This window comes from Streptomyces sp. NPDC107546 (genome assembly GCF_055639175.1).
The window spans coordinates 1-24,279 of sequence record NZ_JBVKBA010000020.1; the positions used below are offsets into that span (position 1 = coordinate 1).

Here is a 24,279-nt window from a genome sequence, read left to right on the forward strand (position 1 = left end):
AGCGAGAACTACGTCCTGCCGATCTCCCACGACGAGGTGGTGCACGGGAAGCGGTCGCTGGTGTCGAAGATGCCGGGCGACTGGTGGCAGCAGCGCGCCAACCACCGCGCCTACCTGGGCTTCATGTGGGCCCACCCGGGCAAGCAACTCCTCTTCATGGGACAGGAGTTCGCCCAGGGCGGCGAGTGGTCACAGGCCCAGGGCCTCGACTGGTGGCTGCTGGATCCGGAGTACGGGGCGGAACCCGACCACCGGGGCGTGCGGGACCTGGTCCGCGACCTCAACAGGGTCTACCTCCGCACCCCGGCCCTGTGGCAGCGCGACACCGACCCGTCCGGGTTCCGCTGGGTCGTCTCGGACGCCGCCGACGACAACGTGTTCGCGTTCCTGCGCCACGACGCGGACGGCAGACCCCTGCTGGCCGTGTCGAACTTCTCCCCTGTCGTCCGCCACGACTACCGCCTGGGCGTCCCGGACGACGTCCCGGCCTGGCACGAGGTGCTGAACACGGACGCGGCGGCGTACGGGGGCAGCGACGTCCGCAACCGGCACCCCCTCGCCCCCGAACCGGGTCCCGGACACGGCGTCCGTCTGACCCTTCCGCCCCTGGCCACCGTATGGCTGCTTCCCGCAGTCGGGTGAGCGCCGACCGTCACTATGTCCGAGAAAATTGTTTGCCGTCCAGAAAGTCGGGAATGGGCTGATTAGTGCTTCGGACAGGAGGCACGTCCGTGGGAGCTGGCTCACCAGCCCCGGGTGTGTTCCCCGCGCTGTTCCGTGAGTGCGCCCTCCCATGGTGACTGTCCAATCAGCCCCTCGAGGGAGTTGAAAAGCACATGCGCATCACGGTCAAGGCCAAGCAACACCCGCACGACGACGCCCCTGACACCACTGACGCCTTCGCTCAGATGCGTGGGCTGCCCGACGGCCCCGAGCGGCAGGCGCTGCGCGACGAGATCGTCCGGTCGTGGCTGCCGATGGCCGAGCGTATCGCCCGGCGTTACAGAGGCAGGGGCGAGTCCGTCGAGGATCTGTGCCAGGTGGCCGCCCTCGGGTTGGTCAAGGCGGTCGACCGCTATGAGCCGGCGCGCGGCTACGCGTTCGAGAGTTATGCCATTCCCACCATCACCGGTGAGATCAAGCGGCACTTCCGGGACCACATGTGGGTCCTGCACGTGCCGCGGCGTGTCCAGGACCTGCGCAACCGGGTGCGGGCGGCCGTCAAGGAGATCGGACAGGAGACCCCGGGGCACGGCCCGACCGTCGCCGAGATCGCCGAGCACGCGCATCTCAGCGAGGACGATGTGCGGGTGGGGCTGGAAGCCATGGACAGCTTCACCGCGCTCTCCCTGGACGCGGAGGTCGCCGGCAGCGACGACGGCTACGCGCTCGGCGACGCCCTCGGCGACTCCGACGCCGGCTACGACCTGATCGTCGACCGGGAGGCCGTCAAACCGTGTCTGCGCTCGCTGCCCGAACGTGAGCGCACCATCCTCTATCTGCGTTACTTCCGGGGGATGACCCAGAGCCGGATCGCCAGCCAGCTCGGCATCTCCCAGATGCACGTCTCGCGCTTGCTCAGCGGATGCTGTGCGCGTGTGCGTGAGGAGGCCCTTTCCGACAGCGCCTGATGCCCGGACCCGGCCGATCCGTCCTGCCCGTTCCGCTCTGCCGATCCGCCCTGCCGGCCCGCCCTGCCGGTCCGCCGCGGCATCGGTTCGCATCGCATTCGGCCGCCCGAGCCGCTTGTCGACCGGACGGCCGTTTGCGGTGGGCTCACTGCCGAACCCTCCCGGGACCGGTTGGCCAGTGCGCCGACACCTTCCGGACTATCCGCGAGAGGGTGTTTGAAACACGACGTCGGCACACGCGGCGTCAGTGCTGCGGCGGACCCTCCGGCAACTGCGTGGGGCCGTAGCGGTCGAGCGTGTCCTCCAGAAGGACGCGCAGGTCGTCCGGCAGATCCCCGTCGCGGCCCCAGATCAGTATCATCTCCGCGACATTGCGCAGTTTGATGTTCGCGTGCTGCGAGACCTCCCGCAGCACCTCCCATCCCTGGCCGGGCGTCACATGGCCGAGGGCGACGAGCATGCCGATGGCCTGGTCCACCGTCGCGTGCGAGGTGACGGCCTCCTTCAGTTGGCAGATCTCCTCCTCCAGCTGGAAGATCCGTTCCGCCTGGGAGGTGGTGTCCGGCTCGTCGTCTCCCGGACGGGCTTTCGAGGTCATCGTCCCCTCCGGGCTGCTGTGGTCTTCGCCGATGTCGGGCTCCCTCCATCGTCCCCACCGCGCCAGGGGTGTGCGAGCCGGGAGAAGGGGTACTGCGGGGAACCGGGTCAGAACCGTGGGCCGGGGAGGTGAAGAACGTCATGAGCCGTACCGAGGACCCCCGGGCGAGCGCGTACGACGCGACCCCGTTCCTGCCGGACGGCGGTGACCTCGCCGTATACCGGCGTGCCGCCGCCGACTGCCACGGCTGCCCCCTGTACGAGAACGCCACCCAGACCGTGTTCGGCCGGGGGGAGACCTCGGCGCGGGTCGTGCTGGTCGGCGAGCAGCCGGGCGACCAGGAGGACCGCCGGGGCGAACCCTTCGTGGGCCCGGCCGGACGCCTGCTGGACAAGGCGCTGACCGAGGCCGGCATCGATCGCGGCACCGCGTACGTCACCAACGCGGTCAAGCACTTCAAGTTCACCGTCGTCCCCGAACGCGGCAAGCGGCGCATCCACAAGGCGCCCAGCCTCCGCGAGACGGGCGCCTGCAAGCCCTGGTTGCGCGCCGAATTGGACCTGATCCGGCCCGATGTGGTGGTGGCCCTGGGTGCGACCGCCGCCAAGTCGCTGCTGGGCGGCTCCTTCCGGGTGAGCAAGGACCGCGGGAGCCTGCTCCCGCTGCCCGGCTCCGAGGACGAGCGGTACGTCGTCGCGACGGTGCACCCCTCGGCGATCCTCCGCGCCGACGACCGGGAGGCGGCGTACGCCGGGCTCGTGTCCGACCTGAAGGTGGCGGCGCGGGCGCTGAACGGGCGGGCCTGAGCTGAAGGCGGCGGTACGGGCGCCGAACGCGTGAGCGGCGGCTCCGGCCCGCCTGATCCGGCGATCCGCGGGTACCCGGCCCGCCATGAGCACGATCCTGTCGCGCCTGCCGTGGCGCAAGAAGCCGACCCGTACCGCCACCGAGGAGGTTCTTGAGGAGGTGAAGGAGCAGGGCCACGAGGACGACACCGACACCGGCGGGGGCACCGGGGGCGGCACGGGTGACCCGATCACCCCGAGCCTGAAGGCCAACCGGAAGACCGCCGAGGGACGCCCCTCCGACCGAGAGCCGTGACCGACCGCTCGACGAAGGAGGGAACACCCGTGGACCACACCCGAGTGCCGATTCTCGAAGCCCTGCGCCGCTACCACGAGCGCGGGGAACTCGCCTTCACCCCGCCCGGGCACAAACAGGCCCGCGGTGCCGACCCGGAAGCCAGAGAGCTGCTGAGCGACGTCTTCCGCTCCGATGTGCTCGCCTCGGGCGGTCTCGACGACCGCCGCATGACCGGTGAGGTCCTGGTGCGGGCCGAGAAACTGATGGCGGACGCCGTCCATGCCGAGCACACCTTCTTCACCACCTGCGGCAGCTCGCTGTCCGTGAAGGCCGCGATGCTAGCCGTGGCCGGTCCGCACGAGCAGCTGGTCGTGGGGCGTGACGCCCACAAGTCGGTGGTCTCCGGGCTGATCCTGGCCGGCATCGAGCCCGTCTGGGTCGACCCCCAGTGGGACGAACGGCAGCGCTTCGCGCACGCACCCTCACCGGAGGCCTTCGCCGAGGCCCTCGACCGCCATCCCGAGGCGCGCGGCGCCCTGGTCACCAGCCCGACCCCGTACGGCGGATGCGCGGATCTGGCCGCGATCGCCGAGATCTGCCACGCGCGCGGACTGCCACTCATCGTCGACGAGGCGTGGGGCGCGCACCTGCCCTTCCATCCGGATCTGCCGTCCTGGGCGATGGACGCCGGCGCGGACGTCTGCGTGACCAGCATCCACAAGATGGGCAGCGGCTTCGAACAGGGCTCTGTCTTCCATCTGCGGGGCTCTTTGATCGATCCCACGACCCTGAAGTCGCGTGCGGACCTGTTGGGGACCACCAGCCCCTCGGTCCTCATCTTCGCGGGACTCGACGCCTGGCGTCGCCAGATGGCCCTGCGCGGCAAGGACCTGCTGGACGACGCGCTGCACCTGGCCGAGCAGGTCCGGGCCGCCGTCGAGGAGATCCCGGGCCTGGAGGTCCTCGGACGCGACGACCTGGTGGGCCCGGGCCTGTCCGCGGACTACGACCCGCTGCCCATCACCATCGACGTCAGCGGCCTCGGCACGAGCGGCTACCGCGCCGCCGACTGGCTGCGCGCCGAACACCACATCGACATGCACCTCTCCGACCACCGCCGGATCAGCGCTCAGCTCACCTTCGCCGACTCGCCCGACACCACCCGGCCCCTGCTTCAGGCCCTGCGCGACCTCGCCGGGCGCGCCGACGAGCTCGCGGCCGGTCTGCCGCACCCCGAGGTGCCGACGGGAGACGAGATGCGCCTCGAGCAGGTGCGACTGCCGCGCGACGCGTACTTCGGGCCCAAGGAGTCCGTGCCCCTGGGGCAGGCGGCAGGCCGGACCGCCGCCGAGATGATCACGCCCTATCCGCCGGGCATCCCGGCCGTCCTGCCGGGCGAACGCCTCACCGAGCCGGTGCTGCGCTATCTGCGTACGGGCCTGGATTCGGGCATGAACCTCCCCGACGCCGACGACCCCGAGCTGCACACCATCAGCGTGTGCCGCTGACCTCTCCGCACCCGTACCAGGGGCGGCCCCGTTGCGGGCCGCCCCTCGGCTCGTAGGTACCTCACGCGGGCCCGGGTGTCCCCGCCCCGCACGGACAGCGCCTCCGTCATCACCACGCTGCGGACGGCGACACCCCGACGGGTCACCACAACGAGCGCGGCCCCTCGCCGGCCGGTCCCATGGACGTGTGACCACCCCCCCGGACGACTGCCTCGCCCGCAACGAGTGGATCTGCGGCGCCTACCTGCGCACCCGCCGCCACATCCTCCTCGACGCGGTGCTCCAGCATCTGCAGCTGGTCACGGCCTCCGTCGCCATCGCCCTGCTCATCGCGGTGCCGCTCGCGGTCCTGGCGCGCCGCCTGCGCCGGGCCGCCGCACCCGTCCTCGGCGTCACCACGGTCCTCTACACGATTCCGTCGCTGGCCATGTTCTCGCTGCTCCTGCCCCTGTACGGGCTGTCGGCGACCCTGGTCGTCACCGGGCTCGCCCTGTACTCGCTCACCCTGCTCGTCCGGAACATCCTCGCCGGGTTGCGCGCCGTTCCAAAGGAGACCCGGCAGGCCGCCCTCGGCATGGGCTACGGGCCGATCCGGCTGCTGCTCACCGTGGAACTGCCGCTCGCCCTGCCCGCCGCCATGGCCGGCCTGCGCATCGCCACCGTCTCGGCGGTGTCCCTGGTCACGGTCGGGGCGATCGTCGGCTTCGGCGGTCTCGGCAACCTCGTCTACGCGGGCATGAACACCTACTTCAAGGCACAGGTGCTGACCGCGTCCGTGCTGTGCGTGCTGATCGCGGTGGCCGCCGACGTGCTGCTGCTCGGTGTGCAAAGGCTCGCCACCCCCTGGGCGAGGGCGAGAAGCCGATGAGGACCCTCGGCGACACCTGGCACTGGCTCACCGACCCGGCGCACTGGGCGGGCGACGACGGCATCGGGCACCGACTGCAGCAGCACCTCGTCCTGACCGCCGTCTGTCTCCTCGTCAGCTGCCTGATCGCACTGCCCGTCGCCCTCGTCCTCGGTCACCTCGGCAAGGGCGGCGCACTCGCCGTCAACCTCTCCAACGTCGGCCGTGCCGTCCCCACCTTCGCCGTACTGGTGCTCCTGCTGCTCACCCCGATCGGCGCTTGGGGCGACGGCCCGACCGTCGTCGCTCTCGTGCTGTTCGCGGTGCCGCCGCTGCTGACCAACGCGTACGTCGGCATACGGGGGGTCGACCCCGACGTGGTGCGAGCGGCGCGGGGGATGGGCATGACCGGCCGCCAGGTGCTCCTTCGCGTGGAACTGCCCCTGTCGCTCCCCATGGTGCTGGGTGGGGTGCGCATCGCCGCCGTCCAGCTCGTCGCCACCGCCACGATCGCCGCGCTGGCCGGCGGCGGTGGACTCGGCCGCGTCATCACCGCGGGCTTCAACCTGGCCAGTACGCCCCAGGTCGTCGCCGGGGCCGCCCTCGTGGCCGCGTTCGCACTGGTGGTTGAGGGGATCTTCGAGGCCTTCGAGCGGCTGGCGCCGCGCCGGGCGAGGGACCGGCGATGAGACGGTACGCGGCGTTCGCGTCCGTCCTGCTGGTCGCCGGCTGTATGACGGGCCCCTCCCTGGAGACCCGGGGCCGGGTCACCGCGCCGCCCGGCGACAGCAGGCACCTGACCGTCGGCTCGGCCGGCTTCACCGAGAGCGACCTGCTCGCCCACATGTACGCCCTGCTGCTGAACCGGGCCGGCTACACGACCTCCCTCATCACCGTCGCCAACCGCGAACTGTACGAACCCGCCCTGGAGTCCGGGCAGATCGACGTGATCCCGGAGTATGCGGCCACCTTCGCGGACTGGCTCCAGGCAAGGACCCACGGCGCCGGGGCCGCGCCCGTCGGCTCGCCGGACCTCGCCGCCACCATGAGCGCGCTGCGGAGACTGACCGCGCCCCGCGGACTGACGGTGCTCGACCCGGGCCGCGCGGTCGATCGAAACGCCTTCGCGGTGACCCGCGCCTACGCCCGCGACCACCACCTTCAGACCCTGAGCGACCTCGGCCGCTCGGGCCTGAAGGTGCGGCTCGCGGCAGGGGACGAATGTGTGCGCCGGCCGTACTGCGCACCCGGGTTGAGAAAGACGTACGGCATCGACATCACCGGTATCGACCCCAAGGGTGTCGGCACCACACAGGCCAAGCGGGCCGTCCAGGACGGTCGGGACCAGATGGTGCTGACCACCACGACGGACGCCACCCTCGACACGTTCGGGCTCGTCCTGCTCGCGGACGACAGACACCTGCAGAACGCGGACTACGTCGTCCCGGTCGTCAACCGCGCCCGGGCGGGCGGCGTCCGTGTCATCAAGGCCCTGAGCGCTCTCAACCCGGTCCTGACGACTGAGGACCTGACGTCCCTGAACCAGCGGGTGGACAGCTGGCGGCGGCTGCCGCAGGACGTGGCCCGCGCCTACCTCGAGGACAAGGGGCTCCTGAAGTGACGTGGCGGGTGGGCCTCCTGCCGGCTTCGGAAGCCGATGCACGAGGGACATGGCGATGACGGCCGACTTCGTCACGGAGTGAACGCGTCCGCCGAGCAGCGAAGGGCCGTGTGGAGCCCGGCCGGGGTCAGGACGCCGAGGAAGTGCCTTCCGTCCAGAACAGCCACCCAGCCGGCGTCGTACTGGAGCATCACCTCGAACGCCTCCTTCAGCGAAGCGCCCACCGGGACCCAGCAGTCCATCCGGTGGGCGTGGTCGCGGACCAGGCCGCCGTCGGCCAGCTCCTCGGTGCCGACGCAGCCGTGCAGATCGCCTTCCGCGTCCAGGACGACCGCCTGGAGTGCGCCCTCGGCGCGCAACCGGGCCTCGGCCCGCCGGGCGGGCTCGTCGAGGCGGGTGACCGGCGGCTGTTCGAGGTCGCCCGGCTGGACCTCCGTCACCGACAGGCGCTTCAGCCCACGGTCCGCGCCCACGAACGCGGCGACATACGGCGTGGCCGGCCGGCCCAGCACCGCCCCCGGTGTGTCGAACTGCTCGACGCGCCCCTGTCCGTACACCGCGATCCGGTCGCCCAGCCGCACCGCTTCCTCGATGTCGTGCGTGACCAGCAGCACCGTCTTGCGCACGGCCGCCTGCATCCGCAGGAACTCGTCCTGCAACTGCTTCCGCACCACCGGGTCGACCGCACCGAACGGCTCGTCCATCAGCAGCACGGGCGGATCGGCGGCGAGCGCCCGCGCCACTCCGACCCGCTGCCGCTGACCGCCCGACAACTGGTCCGGGTAGCGCGGCCCGTAGGTCCTCGGGTCCAGGCCCACCAGCTCCAGCAGCTCGGCGGCGCGCGCCCGTGCCCTCGCCTTCGTCCAGCCGAGCAGCAGCGGGACGGTAGCCGTGTTGTCGAGCACGGTGCGGTGCGGGAACAGCCCCACCTGCTGGATGACGTAGCCGATCCGGCGCCGCAGTCGCACCGGATCGACGGCCGCGACGTCCTCACCGCCCACTACGACACGCCCGGAAGTCGGTTCCACCAGCCGGTTGACCAGCATCATCGTGGTCGTCTTGCCGCAGCCGGACGGCCCGACGAGCGTGACCAGTTCACCCTCGGCGACCTCGAACGACAGGTCGCGCACGGCGATCGTGCCGTCCGGATACCGCTTGGTGACCTGCTCGAACCGGATCATTCCCTCACGCTAACCGCGCCGGTCACTCACCGCTCACCAGCACCACCTCCAGGGTGCGCGGTCCGTGCACCCCCTCGACCCGGTCCAGCTCGATGTCGCTCGTCGCGGACGGCCCGGAGATCCATGTCAGCGGACGTGCCGGGTCGAGCCGTTCCAGGGCCTGGGGGACGGAGGAGACCACCTGGTCGGGGAAGCGCACCACACAGATGTGGTGGTCGGGGACCAGGGTGATACGGCGGCGGCCCTGGTCCGGTGCGCCGTCCAGCACGATGGTGCCGGTCTCGGCGATGGCGAGGGCGCAGCCGGTGACCACGCTGTCGACGCGGTCCAGCTCGTGCGACGTGCTCTCCACCCGGTCGGGGACCTGCTCGACGCCGGTGAGCCAGTGTGACGGCAGTCCGGGCGGCACCAGAACGGTGCGCGCGCCGCGCGCGGCGAGCAGACCGGCCAGCACCGACGGCAGCGCGGCGGCATCGGCCCGGTGCACGATCGCCCGGTAGTCCGCCAGGTTCTCCGCCAGCAGATCGACCGTCTCCTCGACGCCGAGCTCGCCGTGCTCCCTGAGATAGGCCCGGGAAACGGCCTGGTCGTACGCCGTGTCGTCCTTCGGTACGTCCGCCAGCGCGCGCCGCACCCGGCCCAGGATCTGCTCTCTGCTGTTCACTTTCCATCGCCTCCGTCCTTGCCGCCCCGGGTCCGCTGCCACCAGTCGCGGAACGGCTCCGCCGGCACCTGCGGCAGGTCCCGGCTAGCGCTCCACGCCCGGCCGGGGCCCGGTAGCGTCCGCGGAAGGAAGCGGCGCGAGCGCGACGCCAGCCGCTGACCCGTCCGCAGCGCCCCGGCGTGGCCGAACGCCCAGCGTGCCGCCCGCATCGCCGCCCGCTCGGCGGCATGCCCCTTCGCGGGCCTCAGCACGACCTTGTTGCCGCCCTGTGTCACCGGTCCGCCCTGCACGACCCGTTCCCGCAGATGCACCAGCACCTCGGGAATGTCGATGGCGACCGGACACACCTCGTAGCAGGCGCCGCACAGCGAGGACGCGTACGGCAGGGAGGCGTCGATCTCGCTCTGGGTGCCCCGCAGCTGGGGGCTGAGGATCGCGCCGATCGGGCCCGGGTACACCGAGCCGTAGGCGTGGCCGCCCGCCCGCTCGTACACCGGGCACACATTGAGACACGCCGAGCAGCGGATGCAGCGCAGCGCCTGGCGGCCCACCTGGTCGGCGAGCGTGTCGGTGCGCCCGTTGTCGAGCAGTACCAGGTGGAAGGTCCTCGGTCCGTCCTCGGCGGTGGTGCCGGTCCACGTGCTGGTGTACGGGTTCATGCGCTCGGCCGTGGAGGAGCGCGGCAGGGTCTGCAGGAACACCTCCAGGTCCCGCCAGGTCGGCACGATCTTCTCGATGCCGACGACCGAGATCAGCGTCTCGGGGAGGGTGACGCACATCCGCCCGTTGCCCTCGGACTCCACCACGACCAGCGTGCCGGTCTCGGCGACCATGAAGTTCGCGCCGGAGATCCCGACCTTGGCGCGCAGGAACTTCTCCCGCAGGTGCAGCCGGGCCGCCTCGGCGAGTTCGGCGGGCGAGTCGGTCAGCCCCTCGGGGGCGGGGCGGCCCCACGCGGCCATCTCCGAGCGGAAGATGTCCCGGATCTCGCCGCGGTTACGGTGGATCGCCGGGACGAGGATGTGCGAGGGGCGGTCCTTGCCCAACTGGACTATCAGTTCGGCGAGATCGGTCTCGTAGGCGCGGATGCCCTCCGCCTCCAGGGCCTCGTTGAGCCCGATCTCCTGGGTGGCCATCGACTTGACCTTGACGACTTCGGACTCGCCGGTAGCCCTGACCAGTTCGGCCACGATCCGGTTGGCCTCCTCCGCGTCGGCGGCCCAGTGCACCACGCCGCCCGCCGCCGTGACCGACTCCTCCATCTGGACCAGATACCGGTCCAGATGGCGCAGCGTGTGGTCCTTGATCTGCCGGCCCGCCTCCCGCAGCTCCGCCCAGTCGGACACCTCCGCGACCGCCTTGGCGCGCTTGGCGCGGATGGTGTGGGTGGCGTGGCGCAGATTGCCGCGCAGGGTCCGGTCACGCACCGCCTCGTGCGCCGCTGCCGGGAAGGCGGGCATACCGAGATACGTTCCGCTCATACCAGCGGCTCCTCTTCCGTGCTCGCCAGGATCTCCGCGATGTGCACCGGCCGCATCCCGACCCTCAGGCGAGCCATCGTTCCGCCGATGTGCATCAGACAGGAGTTGTCGGCCGCGCACAGCACCTCAGCCCCCGTCGACTCGGCGTTGCGCACCTTGTCGACGCCCATCGCAGCCGAGACATCGGAGTTCTTCAGGGCGAACGTGCCGCCGAAGCCGCAGCACTCCTCGGCCCCCGGCAGCTCGACCAACTCCAGGCCCTTCACGGCCTGGAGCAGCCGCCTGGGACGGTCGCCGAGGCCCAGGCTCCGCAGACCGTGGCAGGTCGGGTGGTAGGTCACTTTGTGCGGGTAGTACGCGCCGACATCGCTCACTCCCAGCACGTCCACCAGGAACTCCGTCAGCTCGTACGTCTTCGGGACCACGGGTGCCAGGGTGGCCGCGAGTGCGTCCCCGCGGCCCTCGGCCCGTGCCCGCTCGCCCATCCGCGGATACAGCTCCCGCACCATCGCCCCGCACGATCCCGACGGCGTCACGATCGCTTCGTAGTCCCGGAAGACATCGGAGAACTTCACGGCGAGCGGCTCGGCCTCATGCCGGTATCCGGTGTTGTAGTGGGCCTGTCCGCAACACGTCTGCGCCATCGGGAAGTCGACCTCGACGCCCAGTCTGGTCAGCAGTTTCACCACCGCGCGGCCGGTGTCCGGATAGAGCGTGTCGTTGACGCAGGTCAGGAAGAGGGCGACACGCATCGCGGCTCCTTGGGGTCGATCATCGGATGAGTGCAGGGTAGTCGGCGGACGCGGCCTGGGGGAGACCCCGGCTCAGGGCGTGGCGAGCCGGGAATCCGCCGTGCGCCACGCGGCCGTGTCGCCGCGCGGTTGGTACCGGGTGAGAGGCTGGGTGGCGGCGAGCAGCCGGCGCATCTCGGCCCGGTCGCCGACGAGTCCGTGGGCGCGGGCCTGGACGAGGACGTTCCCGAGGGCGGCCGCCTCCGTCGGACCGGCCACCACCGGGAGTCCGCAGGCGTCGGCGGTCAGCTGGCACAGCAGGGCGTTGCGGGTGCCGCCTCCGACGATGTGAACCACGTCCACCGGGTGGTCGGCGAGCCGCTGGGCCTCGGACACGGCCCGGCGGTGGGCGAGTGCGAGGGAGTCGAGGATGCACCGCGTGACCTCGGCGGGGGAGTCCGGCACCGGCTGCCCCGAGGCCCGGCACGCCTCGGCGATGCGCGCCGGCATCCGCCCGGGCGCCAGGAACGCCGCGTCACCGGCGTCCACGACGGAGCGCAGCGCCGGGACCTCGGCGGCGGCCGACAGCAGCCCGGGCAGGTCCGGGTCGCCCCACTCCCGTACGCACTCCTGGAGCAGCCACAGCCCCATGATGTTCCGCAGATAGCGGACCGTTCCGTCCAGGCCGAGCTCGTTGGTGAAGTTGGCGGCCCGGCTCTCCTCGGTCAGCACGGGTGCCTGGAGCTCCAGGCCGGCCAGCGACCAGGTGCCGGTGCAGATGTAGGCGAACCGCTCACCGACGGCGGGTACGGCGGCCACCGCGGACGCCGTGTCGTGCGAGCCCACGGTGGTGACCGGCACGGGACCCTGCAGCCCCGTCTCGTCCAGCACCTCGGGCCGCAGCACACCGGCCGGGTCGCCGGGCCGGCGCAGCGGTGCGAACAGGCTGAGGTCGATGTCCAGCCGGGCCGCGACGCGGTACGCCCAGTCGCGCGTGCGGGGGTCGATGAGCTGGGTGGTGGAGGCGTTGGTCAGCTCGGTGCCCTGCTCGCCCGTCAGCCAGTACGTCAGCAGGTCCGGGATGAGCAACAGGCGCCGGGCCTGGGCGAGTTGGGCGGTGGATCGGGCCGAGGTGAGCTGGTACAGCGTGTTGAAAGGCGCGTACTGCAAGCCGGTCGCGGCGTACAACTCGTCCGCGGGGACGGTCGCCCAGACCTTCCCCGCGATCCCCTCCGTGCGGGAGTCCCGGTAGTGCACCGGGTTGCCGAGCAGGGCTCCGTCCGCGTCCAGCAGGCCGTAGTCCACGGCCCAGCTGTCGATGCCGACCGAGTCGACCCGGCCGGCCGCGCGCAGCCCTTCGATGACGCCCGCGTACAGCGACAGGATGTCCCAGCGCAGCCCCTCGGGGACCCGCACGGGCCGGTTCGGGAAGCGGTGCGCCTCGGACAGCTCCAGGGTGCCGGTGCCCACGCGGCCGACCATGACGCGCCCGCTGGACGCGCCGAGGTCGACCGCGGCGTACGACTGCACGGCGCTCACCGCAGGAAGGCGGCCGCGACGCCGGCGTCGACCGGGACGTGCAGTCCCGTGGTGTGGGTGAGGTCCCCGCCGGTCAGCGCGAACACGGCGTTCGCTACGTGCTCCGGCAGCACCTCCCGCTTGAGGATGGTCCGCTGGGCGTAGAACTCGCCGAGCTTCTCCTCCGGCACCCCGTACACGGCCGCGCGCTGCGCGCCCCAGCCGCCCGCGAAGATGCCCGAGCCGCGCACCACCCCGTCCGGGTTGACCCCGTTCACGCGGATGCCGTGCTCGCCCAGCTCGGCGGCCAGCAGTCGCACCTGGTGCGCCTGGTCGGCCTTTGTCGCGGAGTAGGCGATGTTGTTGGGCCCGGCGAAGACGGCGTTCTTGGAGGCGATGTAGACGATGTCTCCGCCCAGCTCCTGGGCGATCATCACGCGCGCGGCCTCGCGGGAGACGAGGAAGGAGCCGCGGGCCATGATGTCGTGCTGGAGGTCCCAGTCCTTCACCGAGGTCTCGAGCAGCGGCTTGGAGATGGAGATGCCGGCGTTGTTGACCACGAGGTCGATGCCGCCGAAGGCCAGCACGGCGGCCTTGAAGGCGTCCGTGATCTGCTCCTCGGAGGTGACGTCGACCGTCACGGCGACGGCCTTGTCCGGCCCGCCGAGCTCCTCGGCCACGGCGGCGGCGTTCTCGGCGTCGAGGTCGGCGACGACGACGCAGGCGCCCTCGGCCACCAGCCGTTGCGCGATCGCCTTGCCGATCCCGCTGCCGGCCCCCGTCACCAGCGCCACCCGCGTGGCGAGCGGCTTGGGCTTCGGCATCCGCTGGAGCTTGGCCTCCTCCAGCGCCCAGTACTCGATGCGGAACTTCTCGGACTCCTCGATCGGCGCGTACGTCGACACGGCCTCGGCGCCGCGCATCACGTTGATCGCGTTGACGTAGAACTCGCCGGCCACGCGGGCGGTCTGCTTGTCCTTGCCGAAGGAGAACATGCCGACGCCGGGCACGAGCACGATCGTCGGGTCGGCCCCCCGCATGGCGGGGGAGTCGGGCAGAGCATGCCTCTCGTAGTAGGCGGCATACTCCTCGCGGTAGGCGGCGTGCAGTTCCTTCAGCCGGGCGACGGCCTCCTCCAGCGGCGCCGTGGGCGGCAGGTCGAGGACCAGCGGACGGACCTTGGTGCGCAGGAAGTGGTCCGGGCAGGAGGTGCCGAGCGCGGCGAGCCGAGGGTGCTCGGCTCGCGCCACGAAGTCGAGGACGACCTCGGAGTCGGTGAAGTGCCCGACCTGCGGCTTGTCCTGGGACGCGATCGCCCGGACGTACGGCGCGAGGGCCGCGGCCCGCTCCCGGCGCTCGGTCTCGGGCAGGGCCTCGTATCCCTCGATCACCGGCCCGAACGGCTCGGGCCTGCCCCGCTCGGTGAGGAAGGCCTCGGCGGTGCGGATGATGTACAGCGAGTTGCGCTCGCACTCCTGCGAGGTGGCTCCCCAGGCAGTGGTCCCGTGACCGCCCAGGATGCAGCCGATGGCCTGCGGGTTGGCCTCCTTGATGGCGGCGATGTCCAGCCCGAGCTGGAACCCTGGCCGCCGCCACGGCACCCACACCACGGTGTCGCCGAAGCACTCGGCGGTCAGCTTCTCCCCGTCGGCCGCGCAGGCGAGCGCGATCCCGGAGTCGGGGTGGAGGTGGTCGACGTGGGGCGCGTCCACGAGACCGTGCATGGCGGTGTCGATGGAGGGGGCGGCCCCGCCCTTGCCGTGCAGACAGTAGTCGAACGCGGCGACCATCTCGTCCTCCCGCTCGACACCGGGGTAGACGTCGACGAGGGCCCGCAGCCGGTCGAGCCGCAACACGGCCAGCCCGGCCTCGGTCAGGGTCCCGAGATCACCCCCGGACCCCTTGACCCACATCAGCTCCACATCACCCCCGGTCACGGGATCGGTGTCGGTGCCTTTGGCGGACGCGTTGCCGCCGGCGTAGTTGGTGTTACGGGGATCGGAGCCGAGCCGATGGGCACGGGCGAGGAGAGCGGCGGCTTCGGGATGGGTTGCCATGAGGATTCGGTCCTTAACTGAAAGAGAGTGGTGGAGCGCCCCGTCAGGGGCGCGGGGCTGTATCAATGTGCGGCTCTGCCGCGTGGGCGCGACAAGCCACACACGGCAGACGGCCTGGAACCGGGCGCACCCGGAAGACGCGACCAGAAATCAAGCACCCCAACCGGCCTGCTGACCGCCCACGCGCTCCTCAACGATCTTCTGAGCCCACCCGGACCGCGCATACGCACGCATGGGGTCGGGTTCCAGCCCCATCTCCTCCCGCACCTCCGCCAGCAGCGGGCGAACGTCCGTGTTGTACGCGTCCATCAGCACGGCGTTGGCCCCGAGCACATCCCCGACCCGCTGCGCCGCAGCCAGCGCGTCCCCGTCCACCAGCAGCGCCTTGGCCGTGGCCTCCTGGACGTTCATCACCGAGCGGATGATCGCCGGGATCTTGGCCTCGATGTTGTGGCACTGGTCGAGCATGAAGGCGACCTCGGAGGTGAACCCGCCCCCGCGCACCACCTCGTACATGATCCGGAACAGCTGGAACGGATCCGCAGCCCCGACCATCAGGTCGTCGTCGGCGTAGAACCGCGAGTTGAAGTCGAACCCGCCGAGCTTGCCCTCCCGCAGCAGCGTCGCCACGATGAACTCGATGTTGGTGCCCGGTGCGTGATGCCCCGTGTCCACCACCACCTGCGCCTTCGGTCCCAGCTTCAGGCAGTGCGCGTACGCCGTCCCCCAGTCCGGCACGTCCGTCGTGTAGAAGGCCGGCTCGAAGAACTTGTACTCCAGCAGCATCCGCTGCCCGTCGCCCAGCCGCTCGTAGACCTCGGCGAGGCCCTGCGCGAGCCGGTCCTGCCGCTCACGGATGTCGTCCTGCCCGGGGTAGTTCGTCCCGTCCGCGAACCACAGCTTCAGGTCCCTCGACCCGGTGGCGTCCATGATGTCGACGCACTCCAGCAGATGGTCGACGGCCTTGCGCCGCACCGCCGCGTCCGGATGGCAGATGCTGCCCAGCTTGTAGTCGTCGTCCTGGAAGGTGTTGGAGTTGATCGCGCCGAGCCTCACGCCGCGCTCCTGCGCGTACTTGGCCAGCGCCGCGTAGTCGTCCACCTTGTCCCACGGGATGTGCAGCGCCACGGTCGGCGCGACACCCGTGAACTCGTGGACCTTCGCCGCGTCCTCCAGCTTCTCGCGCGGATCGCGGGGGACGCCGGCTTGCGCGAACACCTTGAAGCGCGTGCCCGAGTTCCCGTACGCCCATGACGGCGTCTCGACGGCCTGGGACTTCAGAGCGGCCTTCACCGCGGCGAGCTCGGTCACTTGGGGGCTCCTGTGGCATCGGTGGGCAGCGGTGGGGGACACCGTCCGTGAAACGATTCAGGATGGGAAGCTAAGAGCCTCCACCTGGGGTGTCAAGGCTTGCGGCGGGTCGATCTTGCCGTGACCACGTTGTGACCCTTGGCTATCGAAATTTTTTCGAGGCGACCCCATTGACGTGACATGGCTGCCCCGCCTAACGTCCCGGCAACCAAGTTGAAACCTTTCACGACGCCGTGAGGACAACCTGCCGGCGTCGTCGAGGAGCCCCCATGACCCACCCGTCCGACACGGGTCCGGCCCCGGTGCTGGCGCTCAGGGACATCTCCAAGTCCTTCGGCGCGGTGCGCGCCCTGAGAGACGTGTCCCTGGAACTGTTCCCCGGCGAGGTGCACGCCCTCGCCGGTGAGAACGGCGCGGGCAAGTCGACCCTCATCAAGACGCTCGCCGGTGTGCACCGACCGGACGCCGGTCAGGTGCTGCTCGACGGTGAGCCGACCGTCTTCCACGGCCCGGCCGACGCCCGGGACGCCGGTATCGCCGTGATCTACCAGGAACCGACCCTCTTCCCCGACCTGTCGATCGCCGAGAACATCTTCATGGGCCGCCAGCCCCGCAAGGCCCTCGGCCGGATCGACCACAAGGCCACGAACGCGGCCACCGCGGCCCTGATGCGACGCCTGGGCGTCGACCTCGACCCCGAGCGCCCGGCACGCGGCCTGTCCATCGCGGACCAGCAGATCGTGGAGATCGCCAAGGCGCTCTCCTTCGACGCCCGCGTCCTGATCATGGACGAGCCGACCGCGGCCCTCACCGGCAGCGAGGTGGCCCGGCTCTTCGGCGTCGTCCGCACCCTGCGCGAGCAGGGCGCGGCGGTGCTGTTCATCTCCCACCGGCTGGCGGAGATCTTCGAGATCTGCCAGCGGGTGACCACCCTGCGCGACGGCGCCTGGATCGCGAGCGAACCGCTGGAGGGGATGACCGAGGACGACCTCGTGCGCCGCATGGTCGGCCGCGACCTCGACGAGCTGTACCCCAAGCAGGACGTGGCGCCGGGGGAGGTCGCACTGAGCGTACGGCGGCTGACCAGGGAAGGCGTCTTCACGGACGTGTCCTTCGACGTGCGGCGCGGTGAGATCGTCGGTCTCGCCGGGCTCGTCGGCGCCGGCCGGACCGAGGTCGCACGCGCCGTCTTCGGCATCGACCGCTGGGACGCGGGCGAGGTCGAGGTCGACGGCAGGACACTCACCAACGGCGCACCCTCCACCGCGATGGCCGCCGGGCTCGCCCTGGTCCCCGAGGACCGGCGCGCCCAGGGCCTGGTGATGGACATGTCCATCGAACGCAACATCGGCCTGACCGGCCTGCGCACGACCGTGAAGGCCGGGCTCGTGGACCGCGGCGCCGAACGCAGCCGATCCCTCGACTGGGCCGTCAAGCTCCAGGTGAAGTACGCCCGGATCGCGGACGCCGTCTCCACGCTGTCCGGCGGCAACCAGCAGAAGGTGGTCCTCGCCAAGTGGCTCGCCACCGGCCCGAAGGTGCTGATCGTCGACGAGCCGACCCGCGGCATCGACGTCGGCACGAAGGCCGAGGTGCACCGGTTGCTCAGCGAGCTGGCCGCAGACGGCGTGGCCGTCCTGATGATCTCCTCCGACCTGCCCGAGATCCTCGGTATGGCCGACCGCGTGCTCGTGATGCACGAGGGCCGGCTCACCGCCGAGATCCCGCGCTCCGAAGCCACCGAGGAAACCGTGATGGCCGCAGCCACCGGGAGGGCCGCGTGAGCGTCGCACGCGCGGCCGCCGGGCCGCAGATGACCACGATGCCCGCACCTCTGCGCCGCTGGGGCGGAGAGGCGAACGAAAGGCGGTCGGCATGACGGTGACTGCCCCCGATCAGGCCCCCGTGACCGATATGCCGAAATCCAGCGGAACCCGGCTGGTCGACCGCGTGTTCAAGATGCGGGAACTCGCCATCCTGGTCGTCTTCCTGGTGATGATCACCGTCGCCCAACTCGGCAACAGCGACTTCCTCTCCGAGCAGGGCATCAAGGACCTGCTGCTGAACGCGACCATCCTGGTGCTGGTCGCGACCGGCCAGTCCCCGGTCGTCATCACCCGCAACGTCGACCTGTCGGTCGGCTCCACCCTCGGCATCAGCGCCTTCGCGGCCGGCACGTATCTGCACGGCGGCGGCGACCCCGTCGTGGGGGTGGTGCTGGCGATCCTGCTCGGCGTCGGCTTCGGTCTCCTCAACGGGCTGCTCGTCAGCCTCGGCCAGGTGCCCGCCCTCGTCGTCACCCTCGGCACCCTCTACATCATCCGCGGCATCGACTCCATCTGGGTCGGCTCGCGGCAGATCACGGCGGCCGACCTGCCCGGCGGGTTCGTCGACTTCGGGTCCGGCGGCATCTCCGCCGTCCCCTGGCTGGCCCTCATCGCCCTGGTCGTCCTGGTCGCGACCGCGTGCTACCTCAGGCACTACGGCAGCGGTCGCGAGCTGTACGCCCTCGGCTCCAACCCGGAGGCCGCCCGCCTCGCCGGCATCCCGGTGCGCAGGCGGATCCTGGCCGCGTACACCTTCTGCGGCGGCCTGGCCGGGCTCGCGGGCGCGCTGTACCTGGCCCGGTTCGGCAACGTCGACTCCGGCACCGGCAACGGCTACGAACTCACCGTCGTCAGCGCGGTCGTGGTCGGCGGCGTGGTCTTCACCGGCGGCTCCGGCAGCGTCTACGGCGCGGCTCTCGGCGCCCTGCTGCTGACCTCCATCAACAGCGTGCTGCCCGCCCTCGGAGTCAGCTCCGTCTGGGTGCTCGCCATCAACGGCGTCCTGCTCCTGCTCGCCATCGCGGTCGACCGGATCGTCGCGCTGCGGGTGGCCTCCGCCCTGAAGAAGACGACCGCGAAGAAGACGGCCCTGAAGAAGGGGAACGCCCGCCATGCCTGACTCCTTGACGCGCGCGATCCGCTGGGACACGGTCGTCGGCGCCCTCCTCGTCGTCCTCCTGCTGCTGTCGTTCGGCCTCGTCGACGGCTTCGGCAACGCCCTCAACCTGTCGTTCCTGATCGGCAACACCCTGCCGATCGCGCTCATCGCGCTGCCCATGACCCTGCTCGTGGTCGCGGGTGAGATCGACTTGTCCGTCGCCTCCACTGCCGGGCTGTCGGGCGCGGTGATGGGCAAGCTGTGGAACGACGGCATGGCGATCGAGACGATCATCCCGCTCTGCCTCCTCCTCGGCGTGGTGTGCGGGCTGGTCAACGGCCTGCTGGTGACCCGCCTCGGGCTGCCCTCCCTGGCCGTCACCATCGGCACCCTCGCCGCCTACCGGGGTATCGCACAGATCGTGCTCGGCTCTGACGCGGTGACCGACTTCCCCACCCAGTACCTGAACTTCGCGGCCGGACGCATCGGCGACAGCTTCCTCCCGCAGGCGTTCCTGCCGTTCGTGGTGCTGCTCGCGATCGCCGTGGTCGTCCTGCACGCCACCCCGTTCGGCCGCTCGCTGTTCGCCGTCGGTGCCAGCGAGGAGGCGGCACGGTTCGCCGGCATCCGGGTCAAGCGTGCGAAGTTGATCCTTCTCACCGCGACCGGCTTCATGGCCTCCCTCACCGGCATCTTCTGGGCGCTGCACTACGCCAGCGCCCGCTACGACAACGCCACCGGACTCGAACTGTCCGTCGTCGCGGCCGTCCTGCTCGGCGGCATCGACTTCGACGGCGGCAAGGGCACGCTCGGCGGCGCCATCGCGGGAGTGTTCCTGCTGGGCGCCCTGCAGAACGTGATGAGCCTCGTCAACGTCTCCGCACAGTCGCAGATCGTCGTCACCGGCGTCCTGCTCGTCGTCTCCGTGCTCGGCCCCCGGGTCGCACGCCAGATATCCGTAGCGAGGGCGGGCCGCCGAGCCGCCTCGACTCCGGCCTCGTAACCTCCACCCACCCTCGTAAAGGACCCTCCGTCATGCGCAAGTCCTCGATCCGCCGCACCTGCGCCGCCCTCGCCGCCGTCACCTCCCTCGCGCTCGCCGTGACCGCCTGCGGCGGCACCACGAAGAAGGACGTCGCGAGCGAGAGCGCCGCCCCCGCCGACTCGGGTGCCAGGGCGAACCCGAACGCCGCCACCAAGAAGGGCCTGACCGTCGGCTTCCTGCCCAAGCAGGTCAACAACCCGTACTTCACCTCCGCAGACAACGGAGGCAAGAAGGCCCTGGAGGAACTGGGCTCGAAGTACAAGGAGGTCGGCCCGTCCAGCGCCACCGACACCAGCGGCCAGGTGTCCTACGTCAACACGCTCACCCAGCAGCAGGTCAACGCGATGGCCGTGTCCGCGCAGGACCCGGGCGCCCTGTGCACCGCGCTCAAGCAGGCCATGAGCAACGGCATCAAGGTCGTCACCTACGACTCCGACACCAAGCCCGACTGCCGCAACGCCTTCGTCTCGCAGGCCTCCGCCGAGGACCTGGGCCGCACCGAGGTGCAGCTGCTCGCCCAGCAGATCGGCTACAAGGGCGAGATCGCGATCCTGTCCGCCGCACAGACCGCGACGAACCAGAACACCTGGATCGGCTACATGAAGGACGAGCTGAAGGACCCCAAGTACAAGGACGTCAAGCTCGTCAAGATCGCCTACGGCAACGACGACGCCCAGCAGTCCTTCCAACAGACCCAGGGCCTGCTCCAGCAGTACCCGAACCTGAAGGGGATCATCTCCCCGACCACCGTCGGCATCAAGGCTGCCGCCCAGTACCTGTCCGGCTCCAAGTACAAGGGCAAGGTCAAGCTGACCGGCCTCGGCACCCCGAACGACATGCGCCAGTACGTCAAGAACGGCACCGTCGAGGCGTTCGAGCTGTGGGACCCGGCCGAGCTCGGCGACCTGGCCGCCCGCATCGCGATCGCCCTGGCGTCCGGGCAGATCACCGGCAAGGAGGGCGAGACCTTCAAGGCCGGCGACACCACGTACACCATCGGCAAGGACGGCGTGATCAACCTCGGCAAGCCGACCGTGTTCGACAGCAAGAACATCGACCAGTTCAACTTCTGACAGCGGGAGCGGTACTTCATGCAGCGCGTCTGTTTCCTGCTCAAGGTCCGTGAGGACCGGATCGCCGAGTACCGCGAACGCCACGCCGTCGTGTGGCCGCAGATGCTTCAGGCGCTCTCGGCCACCGGCTGGCACAACTACTCCCTCTTCCTGCGGGACGACGGCCTTCTCGTCGGCTACCTGGAGACCGAGGACTTCGAAGCCGCCCTGGCCGGCATGGAGGCGACCGAGGTCAACGCCCGGTGGCAGGCCGAGATGGCGCCGTTCTTCGAGTCGCTGGACGGCGCCCGGCCCGACGAGGCCATGAAGCCCCTCACCGAAGTGTTCCACCTCGCCTGAACCCGGGAGACCTACCCATGAGACGACGCACCGTGCCGGCGACCGCCCTGCTGAGCGCCGTGGTGGCTCCGGGGAGGGCACAGGCGGCGACCCCCGGCCCCTCGGTCACCAGGACCGGCACCACCACGCTCGACAGCCAGGCGATCTACTTCGTGTCGTACGACGGCCTGGTCAACAACAACTCCTTCCAGAAGAACGGCCTGCTCACCTACCAGGGCTACCAGTACGCCGCCTGGTACACCTCCACCCGCAACGCCGTGGTCGCCCGCCGCAGGCTCGGGTCGAGCACCTGGTCCACGGTCACCCTCTCCCACCAGCTCAAGAGCGACGACTCGCACAACGTCATCTCCCTGGGCGTCTCCAGGATCGACGGCCGCCTGCACGTCAACATGGACTCGCACAGCGACGGCTACTTCTACGTGAAGTCCGTCGCCGGGCTGATGGACACCCCCGCCACCACCGCCTGGACCTCGTCCGTCTTCGGCGCGATCCAGACCTCCCTCGACGGACTCGCGCTCACCTCGCAGTTCACCTACCCGCAGTTCATCTCCACCCCCGAGGGCAAGCTGCAGCTCAGCCACCGGGTCGGGATCTCCGGCAACGGCCGCAACGCCCTCGCGGAGTACGACGGTTCGTCCTGGAAGGCGCTCGGGGAGTGGACCGGCTCGACCGGCACCTACACCAGCTCCCACGGCTCCAGCACCGCCCGCAACATGTACCTGCACGGCATCGACTACGACGCGGGCGGCCGCCTGCACTCCTTCTTCACCTGGCGCGAGCAGAACGCCGCCGTGATGTGCTCCAGCGGGGGCATCACCAACCACGACACCGGCTACGTCTACTCCACCGACCGCGGCCGCACCTGGCGCAACGACGCCGGCGCCCTCGTCGCCACCACCGGAACCTCCGACACGGTCGCCGTAACGGACGCGGGGCTCGTCGTGGACCCCCTCAACCCCGACCACTCCCTGATGAACCAGGAGAGCCAGTTCACCGACTCGGCCGGCCTGCCGCACGCGATCATCAGCTACGTCCCCGGCCGCTTCGGCCAGTGCACGACCGACTACGTCGCCGAGCGCACCGCGGGCGGGCGCGCCTTCCACGTCCGCAAGAACGCATCCGGCACCTGGCAGAAGACCGAGATCCCGGCCCCCCTGAACTCCAGCCAACGCACCAAACTGGTCCTCGACACGTACGACAACGCCTACGCGGTCTTCCCCTACGGGCGCATCGCCGGCGCGTCGAAGTCCTCCGGCCACTCGGACTGGACGCTGCTGTACGACGGCAGCGGCCTGAACGCCTTCGGCGAGGTAGTGATCGACGAGATGCGGGTGAAGGCGGACAACACCCTGTCCTTCATGTACCAGGAGAAGTCCAGCGGCACGACGCCCTCGCCGCTCCACGTCGTCGACTTCTCCCTGCCCTCGTGACCGGATCCGCCGCGCGGGGCGGTGACGATAGTGTGAAGCCCGCCCCGCCGCCCCTCGTCTCCCTGGAGGTTCCCGCCTGATGGCCCAGTCGGTGGGTATCAAGGACGTCGCCCGCGCCGCCGGAGTGTCTGTGGGCACGGTCTCGAACGTCATCAACCGTCCCGAGACCGTCGCCTCCGAGACGCGCGCCCGCGTGCTGTCCGTGATAGACCGCCTCGGCTACGTCCGCAGCGAGTCGGCGCGGCAGCTGCGGGCCGGGCGCAGCCGGATCATGGGCCTGCTCGTCCTGGACATGGGCAACCCGTTCTTCGTGGACGTCGCCCGCGGCGCCGAGCGGGCCGCCCGGGACGCCGGGCTCGGCGTGATGGTCTGCAACAGTGCGCAGAGCGCCGCCGAGGAGGCCGAGTACCTGTCGCTCTTCGCCGAGCAACGGGTGCGCGGCGTGCTGCTCACCCCCGCCGACGCGACCGGACGCAACATCGAGACGTTCCGTCGCCACGGCATCCCGTTCGTGCTCGTGGACCGGGTCGCCGAGGGCACCACCGAGTGCTCGGTGTCGGTCGACGACGTGGCGGGCGGCGCCCTGGCCGTGCGGCACCTCGTGGACGCCGGGCACCGCTTCATCGCCTACGTCAGTGGGCCGCCCGGCCTCAACCAGGTCAGGGACCGCCGCACCGGCGCCCTCAACGCGCTGGCCGAGGCCGGGCTCGGCCCCGAGGCGCTGCGGGAACTGCCGACCGAGCGCCTCGACGTCGCCGCGGGCCGGGACGCCGGTGCCCGGCTCCTCGGGCTCGCCGACCGCCCGACTGCCGTGTTCTGCGCCAACGACCTACTCGCCCTCGGCGTCCTGCAGGCCATGTTCGCGGCCGGCGTCAGTGTCCCCGACGACCTCGCGATCGTCGGCTACGACGACATCGAGTTCGCCGCGGCCGCCGCCGTGCCGCTCACCTCCGTACGGCAGCCTGCCGTCACCATGGGCGCCCTCGCCGCGGAACTCCTCCTGGAGGAGACCGAGGCCGAGGCGGCCGAGAGGGGGACTCGCCCGCACGAACACCGGCGGGTCGTGCTCCAGCCGGAACTGGTGGTGCGCAACTCCAGTCTGTCCGCGCGCTGAGCGGCACCCGGCGCCCCCGGGAAACCGGCTGAACGACCGGTCGGTACGGATTTCTTGATCCCGGACGCCCGCGCCCGGCGAGCATGTGCTGGACTGGGACCCGGCCTGGAATCCGTCCGTCC

Annotated in this window: 23 protein-coding genes; 15 read left to right on the plus strand and 8 right to left on the minus strand. The window is 70.7% G+C overall.

The features are described from left to right. Both ACZ7L1_RS26155 and ACZ7L1_RS26160 read left to right on the plus strand, forming a co-directional pair. Window positions 1–642 (plus strand): alpha amylase C-terminal domain-containing protein (locus ACZ7L1_RS26155; protein ID WP_471440449.1); only part of this gene is annotated, 642 nt, incomplete at its 5' end. A 194-nt stretch (window positions 643–836) separates the two neighbouring features. Further along, window positions 837–1,631: a SigB/SigF/SigG family RNA polymerase sigma factor gene (locus ACZ7L1_RS26160; RefSeq protein ID WP_471440450.1), complete on the plus strand. Its 795-nt coding sequence runs from the start codon at window positions 837–839 to the stop codon at window positions 1,629–1,631. Between the two features lie 244 nt (window positions 1,632–1,875). Here the strand turns inward: ACZ7L1_RS26160 and ACZ7L1_RS26165 are convergent, their stop codons facing one another. After that, on the minus strand, window positions 1,876–2,229 hold the full coding sequence (locus ACZ7L1_RS26165) for an ANTAR domain-containing protein (RefSeq protein ID WP_263228347.1): 354 nt from the start codon (window positions 2,227–2,229) through the stop codon (window positions 1,876–1,878). Window positions 2,230–2,369: 140 nt separating this feature from the next. Here ACZ7L1_RS26165 and ACZ7L1_RS26170 point away from each other — a divergent pair, with 140 nt between their 5' ends. From ACZ7L1_RS26170 to ACZ7L1_RS26195, 6 genes are all read left to right on the plus strand, one after another. Further along, window positions 2,370–3,035: a UdgX family uracil-DNA binding protein gene (locus tag ACZ7L1_RS26170; RefSeq protein WP_471440451.1), complete on the plus strand. Its 666-nt coding sequence runs from the start codon at window positions 2,370–2,372 to the stop codon at window positions 3,033–3,035. 85 nt (window positions 3,036–3,120) lie between these two features. Then, window positions 3,121–3,330, plus strand: coding sequence for a hypothetical protein (locus tag ACZ7L1_RS26175; protein ID WP_471440452.1), 210 nt, complete (start codon window positions 3,121–3,123; stop codon window positions 3,328–3,330). A gap of 29 nt (window positions 3,331–3,359) precedes the next feature. After that, the gene (locus ACZ7L1_RS26180) at window positions 3,360–4,820 is read left to right on the plus strand and encodes an aminotransferase class I/II-fold pyridoxal phosphate-dependent enzyme (RefSeq protein WP_471440453.1); all 1,461 of its coding nucleotides are present in this window, start codon (window positions 3,360–3,362) and stop codon (window positions 4,818–4,820) included. A gap of 187 nt (window positions 4,821–5,007) precedes the next feature. Then, on the plus strand, window positions 5,008–5,688 hold the full coding sequence (locus ACZ7L1_RS26185) for an ABC transporter permease (protein WP_471440454.1): 681 nt from the start codon (window positions 5,008–5,010) through the stop codon (window positions 5,686–5,688). Continuing rightward, on the plus strand, window positions 5,685–6,356 hold the full coding sequence (locus tag ACZ7L1_RS26190) for an ABC transporter permease (RefSeq protein WP_471440455.1): 672 nt from the start codon (window positions 5,685–5,687) through the stop codon (window positions 6,354–6,356). The genes ACZ7L1_RS26185 and ACZ7L1_RS26190 overlap by 4 nt, the downstream gene beginning before the upstream one ends. Next, window positions 6,353–7,288, plus strand: a complete 936-nt coding sequence (locus ACZ7L1_RS26195; RefSeq protein ID WP_471440456.1) for an ABC transporter substrate-binding protein — start codon at window positions 6,353–6,355, stop codon at window positions 7,286–7,288. Before ACZ7L1_RS26190 ends, ACZ7L1_RS26195 begins: the two co-directional genes overlap by 4 nt. Window positions 7,289–7,359: 71 nt before the next feature. Here the strand turns inward: ACZ7L1_RS26195 and ACZ7L1_RS26200 are convergent, their stop codons facing one another. From ACZ7L1_RS26200 to rhaI, 7 genes are all read right to left on the minus strand, one after another. Beyond that, entirely contained in the window at window positions 7,360–8,469 is a 1,110-nt protein-coding gene (locus ACZ7L1_RS26200) for an ABC transporter ATP-binding protein (protein ID WP_471440457.1), read from the minus strand. 22 nt (window positions 8,470–8,491) lie between these two features. Beyond that, a complete protein-coding gene (locus tag ACZ7L1_RS26205) occupies window positions 8,492–9,133 on the minus strand; it encodes a LutC/YkgG family protein (protein WP_471440458.1) in 642 nt (213 codons plus the stop codon). Beyond that, the gene (locus ACZ7L1_RS26210; protein ID WP_471440459.1) at window positions 9,130–10,614 is read right to left on the minus strand and encodes a LutB/LldF family L-lactate oxidation iron-sulfur protein; all 1,485 of its coding nucleotides are present in this window, start codon (window positions 10,612–10,614) and stop codon (window positions 9,130–9,132) included. The genes ACZ7L1_RS26205 and ACZ7L1_RS26210 overlap by 4 nt, the downstream gene beginning before the upstream one ends. After that, the gene (locus ACZ7L1_RS26215; RefSeq protein ID WP_471440460.1) at window positions 10,611–11,366 is read right to left on the minus strand and encodes a (Fe-S)-binding protein; all 756 of its coding nucleotides are present in this window, start codon (window positions 11,364–11,366) and stop codon (window positions 10,611–10,613) included. The genes ACZ7L1_RS26210 and ACZ7L1_RS26215 overlap by 4 nt, the downstream gene beginning before the upstream one ends. A gap of 72 nt (window positions 11,367–11,438) precedes the next feature. Continuing rightward, complete coding sequence (locus ACZ7L1_RS26220) at window positions 11,439–12,875, minus strand: rhamnulokinase (protein ID WP_471440574.1); 1,437 nt, start codon at window positions 12,873–12,875, stop codon at window positions 11,439–11,441. 5 nt (window positions 12,876–12,880) lie between these two features. Further along, a complete protein-coding gene (locus ACZ7L1_RS26225) occupies window positions 12,881–14,920 on the minus strand; it encodes a bifunctional aldolase/short-chain dehydrogenase (RefSeq protein ID WP_471440461.1) in 2,040 nt (679 codons plus the stop codon). A 150-nt stretch (window positions 14,921–15,070) separates the two neighbouring features. Then, a complete protein-coding gene (gene rhaI / locus ACZ7L1_RS26230) occupies window positions 15,071–16,231 on the minus strand; it encodes an L-rhamnose isomerase (RefSeq protein ID WP_471440462.1) in 1,161 nt (386 codons plus the stop codon). Window positions 16,232–16,500: 269 nt separating this feature from the next. Between rhaI and ACZ7L1_RS26235 the strand changes: the two genes are divergently transcribed. From ACZ7L1_RS26235 to ACZ7L1_RS26265, 7 genes are all read left to right on the plus strand, one after another. Next, window positions 16,501–18,015 (plus strand): sugar ABC transporter ATP-binding protein, encoded by a 1,515-nt coding sequence (locus ACZ7L1_RS26235; protein ID WP_471440463.1) that lies wholly within the window; start codon window positions 16,501–16,503, stop codon window positions 18,013–18,015. 91 nt (window positions 18,016–18,106) lie between these two features. Continuing rightward, the gene (locus ACZ7L1_RS26240) at window positions 18,107–19,177 is read left to right on the plus strand and encodes an ABC transporter permease (RefSeq protein ID WP_471440464.1); all 1,071 of its coding nucleotides are present in this window, start codon (window positions 18,107–18,109) and stop codon (window positions 19,175–19,177) included. Then, window positions 19,170–20,159 carry an ABC transporter permease gene (locus ACZ7L1_RS26245; RefSeq protein WP_471440465.1) on the plus strand — a complete coding sequence of 330 codons (990 nt, stop codon included), beginning with the start codon at window positions 19,170–19,172 and terminating at the stop codon, window positions 20,157–20,159. The genes ACZ7L1_RS26240 and ACZ7L1_RS26245 overlap by 8 nt, the downstream gene beginning before the upstream one ends. A 32-nt stretch (window positions 20,160–20,191) precedes the next feature. Further along, window positions 20,192–21,274, plus strand: coding sequence for a rhamnose ABC transporter substrate-binding protein (rhaS, locus tag ACZ7L1_RS26250; RefSeq protein ID WP_471440466.1), 1,083 nt, complete (start codon window positions 20,192–20,194; stop codon window positions 21,272–21,274). An 18-nt stretch (window positions 21,275–21,292) separates the two neighbouring features. Then, window positions 21,293–21,613, plus strand: a complete 321-nt coding sequence (locus tag ACZ7L1_RS26255; protein ID WP_471440467.1) for an L-rhamnose mutarotase — start codon at window positions 21,293–21,295, stop codon at window positions 21,611–21,613. Between the two features lie 17 nt (window positions 21,614–21,630). Continuing rightward, window positions 21,631–23,043: a BNR repeat-containing protein gene (locus ACZ7L1_RS26260; protein WP_471440468.1), complete on the plus strand. Its 1,413-nt coding sequence runs from the start codon at window positions 21,631–21,633 to the stop codon at window positions 23,041–23,043. A gap of 79 nt (window positions 23,044–23,122) precedes the next feature. After that, the gene (locus ACZ7L1_RS26265; RefSeq protein WP_471440469.1) at window positions 23,123–24,157 is read left to right on the plus strand and encodes a LacI family DNA-binding transcriptional regulator; all 1,035 of its coding nucleotides are present in this window, start codon (window positions 23,123–23,125) and stop codon (window positions 24,155–24,157) included. Window positions 24,158–24,279 lie beyond the last annotated feature (122 nt).

Excerpts from the sequence above, each read along its gene's own strand:
- ACZ7L1_RS26160 (WP_471440450.1), top strand. The coding sequence starts at position 837 with ATGCGCATCACGGTCAAGGCCAAGCAACACCCGCACGACGACGCCCCT.
- ACZ7L1_RS26165 (WP_263228347.1), bottom strand. The coding sequence starts at position 2,229 with ATGACCTCGAAAGCCCGTCCGGGAGACGACGAGCCGGACACCACCTCC.
- ACZ7L1_RS26170 (WP_471440451.1), top strand. The coding sequence starts at position 2,370 with ATGAGCCGTACCGAGGACCCCCGGGCGAGCGCGTACGACGCGACCCCG.
- ACZ7L1_RS26175 (WP_471440452.1), top strand. The coding sequence starts at position 3,121 with ATGAGCACGATCCTGTCGCGCCTGCCGTGGCGCAAGAAGCCGACCCGT.
- ACZ7L1_RS26190 (WP_471440455.1), top strand. The coding sequence starts at position 5,685 with ATGAGGACCCTCGGCGACACCTGGCACTGGCTCACCGACCCGGCGCAC.
- ACZ7L1_RS26195 (WP_471440456.1), top strand. The coding sequence starts at position 6,353 with ATGAGACGGTACGCGGCGTTCGCGTCCGTCCTGCTGGTCGCCGGCTGT.
- ACZ7L1_RS26200 (WP_471440457.1), bottom strand. The coding sequence starts at position 8,469 with ATGATCCGGTTCGAGCAGGTCACCAAGCGGTATCCGGACGGCACGATC.
- ACZ7L1_RS26210 (WP_471440459.1), bottom strand. The coding sequence starts at position 10,614 with ATGAGCGGAACGTATCTCGGTATGCCCGCCTTCCCGGCAGCGGCGCAC.
- ACZ7L1_RS26215 (WP_471440460.1), bottom strand. The coding sequence starts at position 11,366 with ATGCGTGTCGCCCTCTTCCTGACCTGCGTCAACGACACGCTCTATCCG.
- ACZ7L1_RS26225 (WP_471440461.1), bottom strand. The coding sequence starts at position 14,920 with ATGGCAACCCATCCCGAAGCCGCCGCTCTCCTCGCCCGTGCCCATCGG.
- ACZ7L1_RS26235 (WP_471440463.1), top strand. The coding sequence starts at position 16,501 with ATGACCCACCCGTCCGACACGGGTCCGGCCCCGGTGCTGGCGCTCAGG.
- ACZ7L1_RS26240 (WP_471440464.1), top strand. The coding sequence starts at position 18,107 with ATGACGGTGACTGCCCCCGATCAGGCCCCCGTGACCGATATGCCGAAA.
- ACZ7L1_RS26245 (WP_471440465.1), top strand. The coding sequence starts at position 19,170 with ATGCCTGACTCCTTGACGCGCGCGATCCGCTGGGACACGGTCGTCGGC.
- rhaS (WP_471440466.1), top strand. The coding sequence starts at position 20,192 with ATGCGCAAGTCCTCGATCCGCCGCACCTGCGCCGCCCTCGCCGCCGTC.
- ACZ7L1_RS26255 (WP_471440467.1), top strand. The coding sequence starts at position 21,293 with ATGCAGCGCGTCTGTTTCCTGCTCAAGGTCCGTGAGGACCGGATCGCC.
- ACZ7L1_RS26260 (WP_471440468.1), top strand. The coding sequence starts at position 21,631 with ATGAGACGACGCACCGTGCCGGCGACCGCCCTGCTGAGCGCCGTGGTG.
- ACZ7L1_RS26265 (WP_471440469.1), top strand. The coding sequence starts at position 23,123 with ATGGCCCAGTCGGTGGGTATCAAGGACGTCGCCCGCGCCGCCGGAGTG.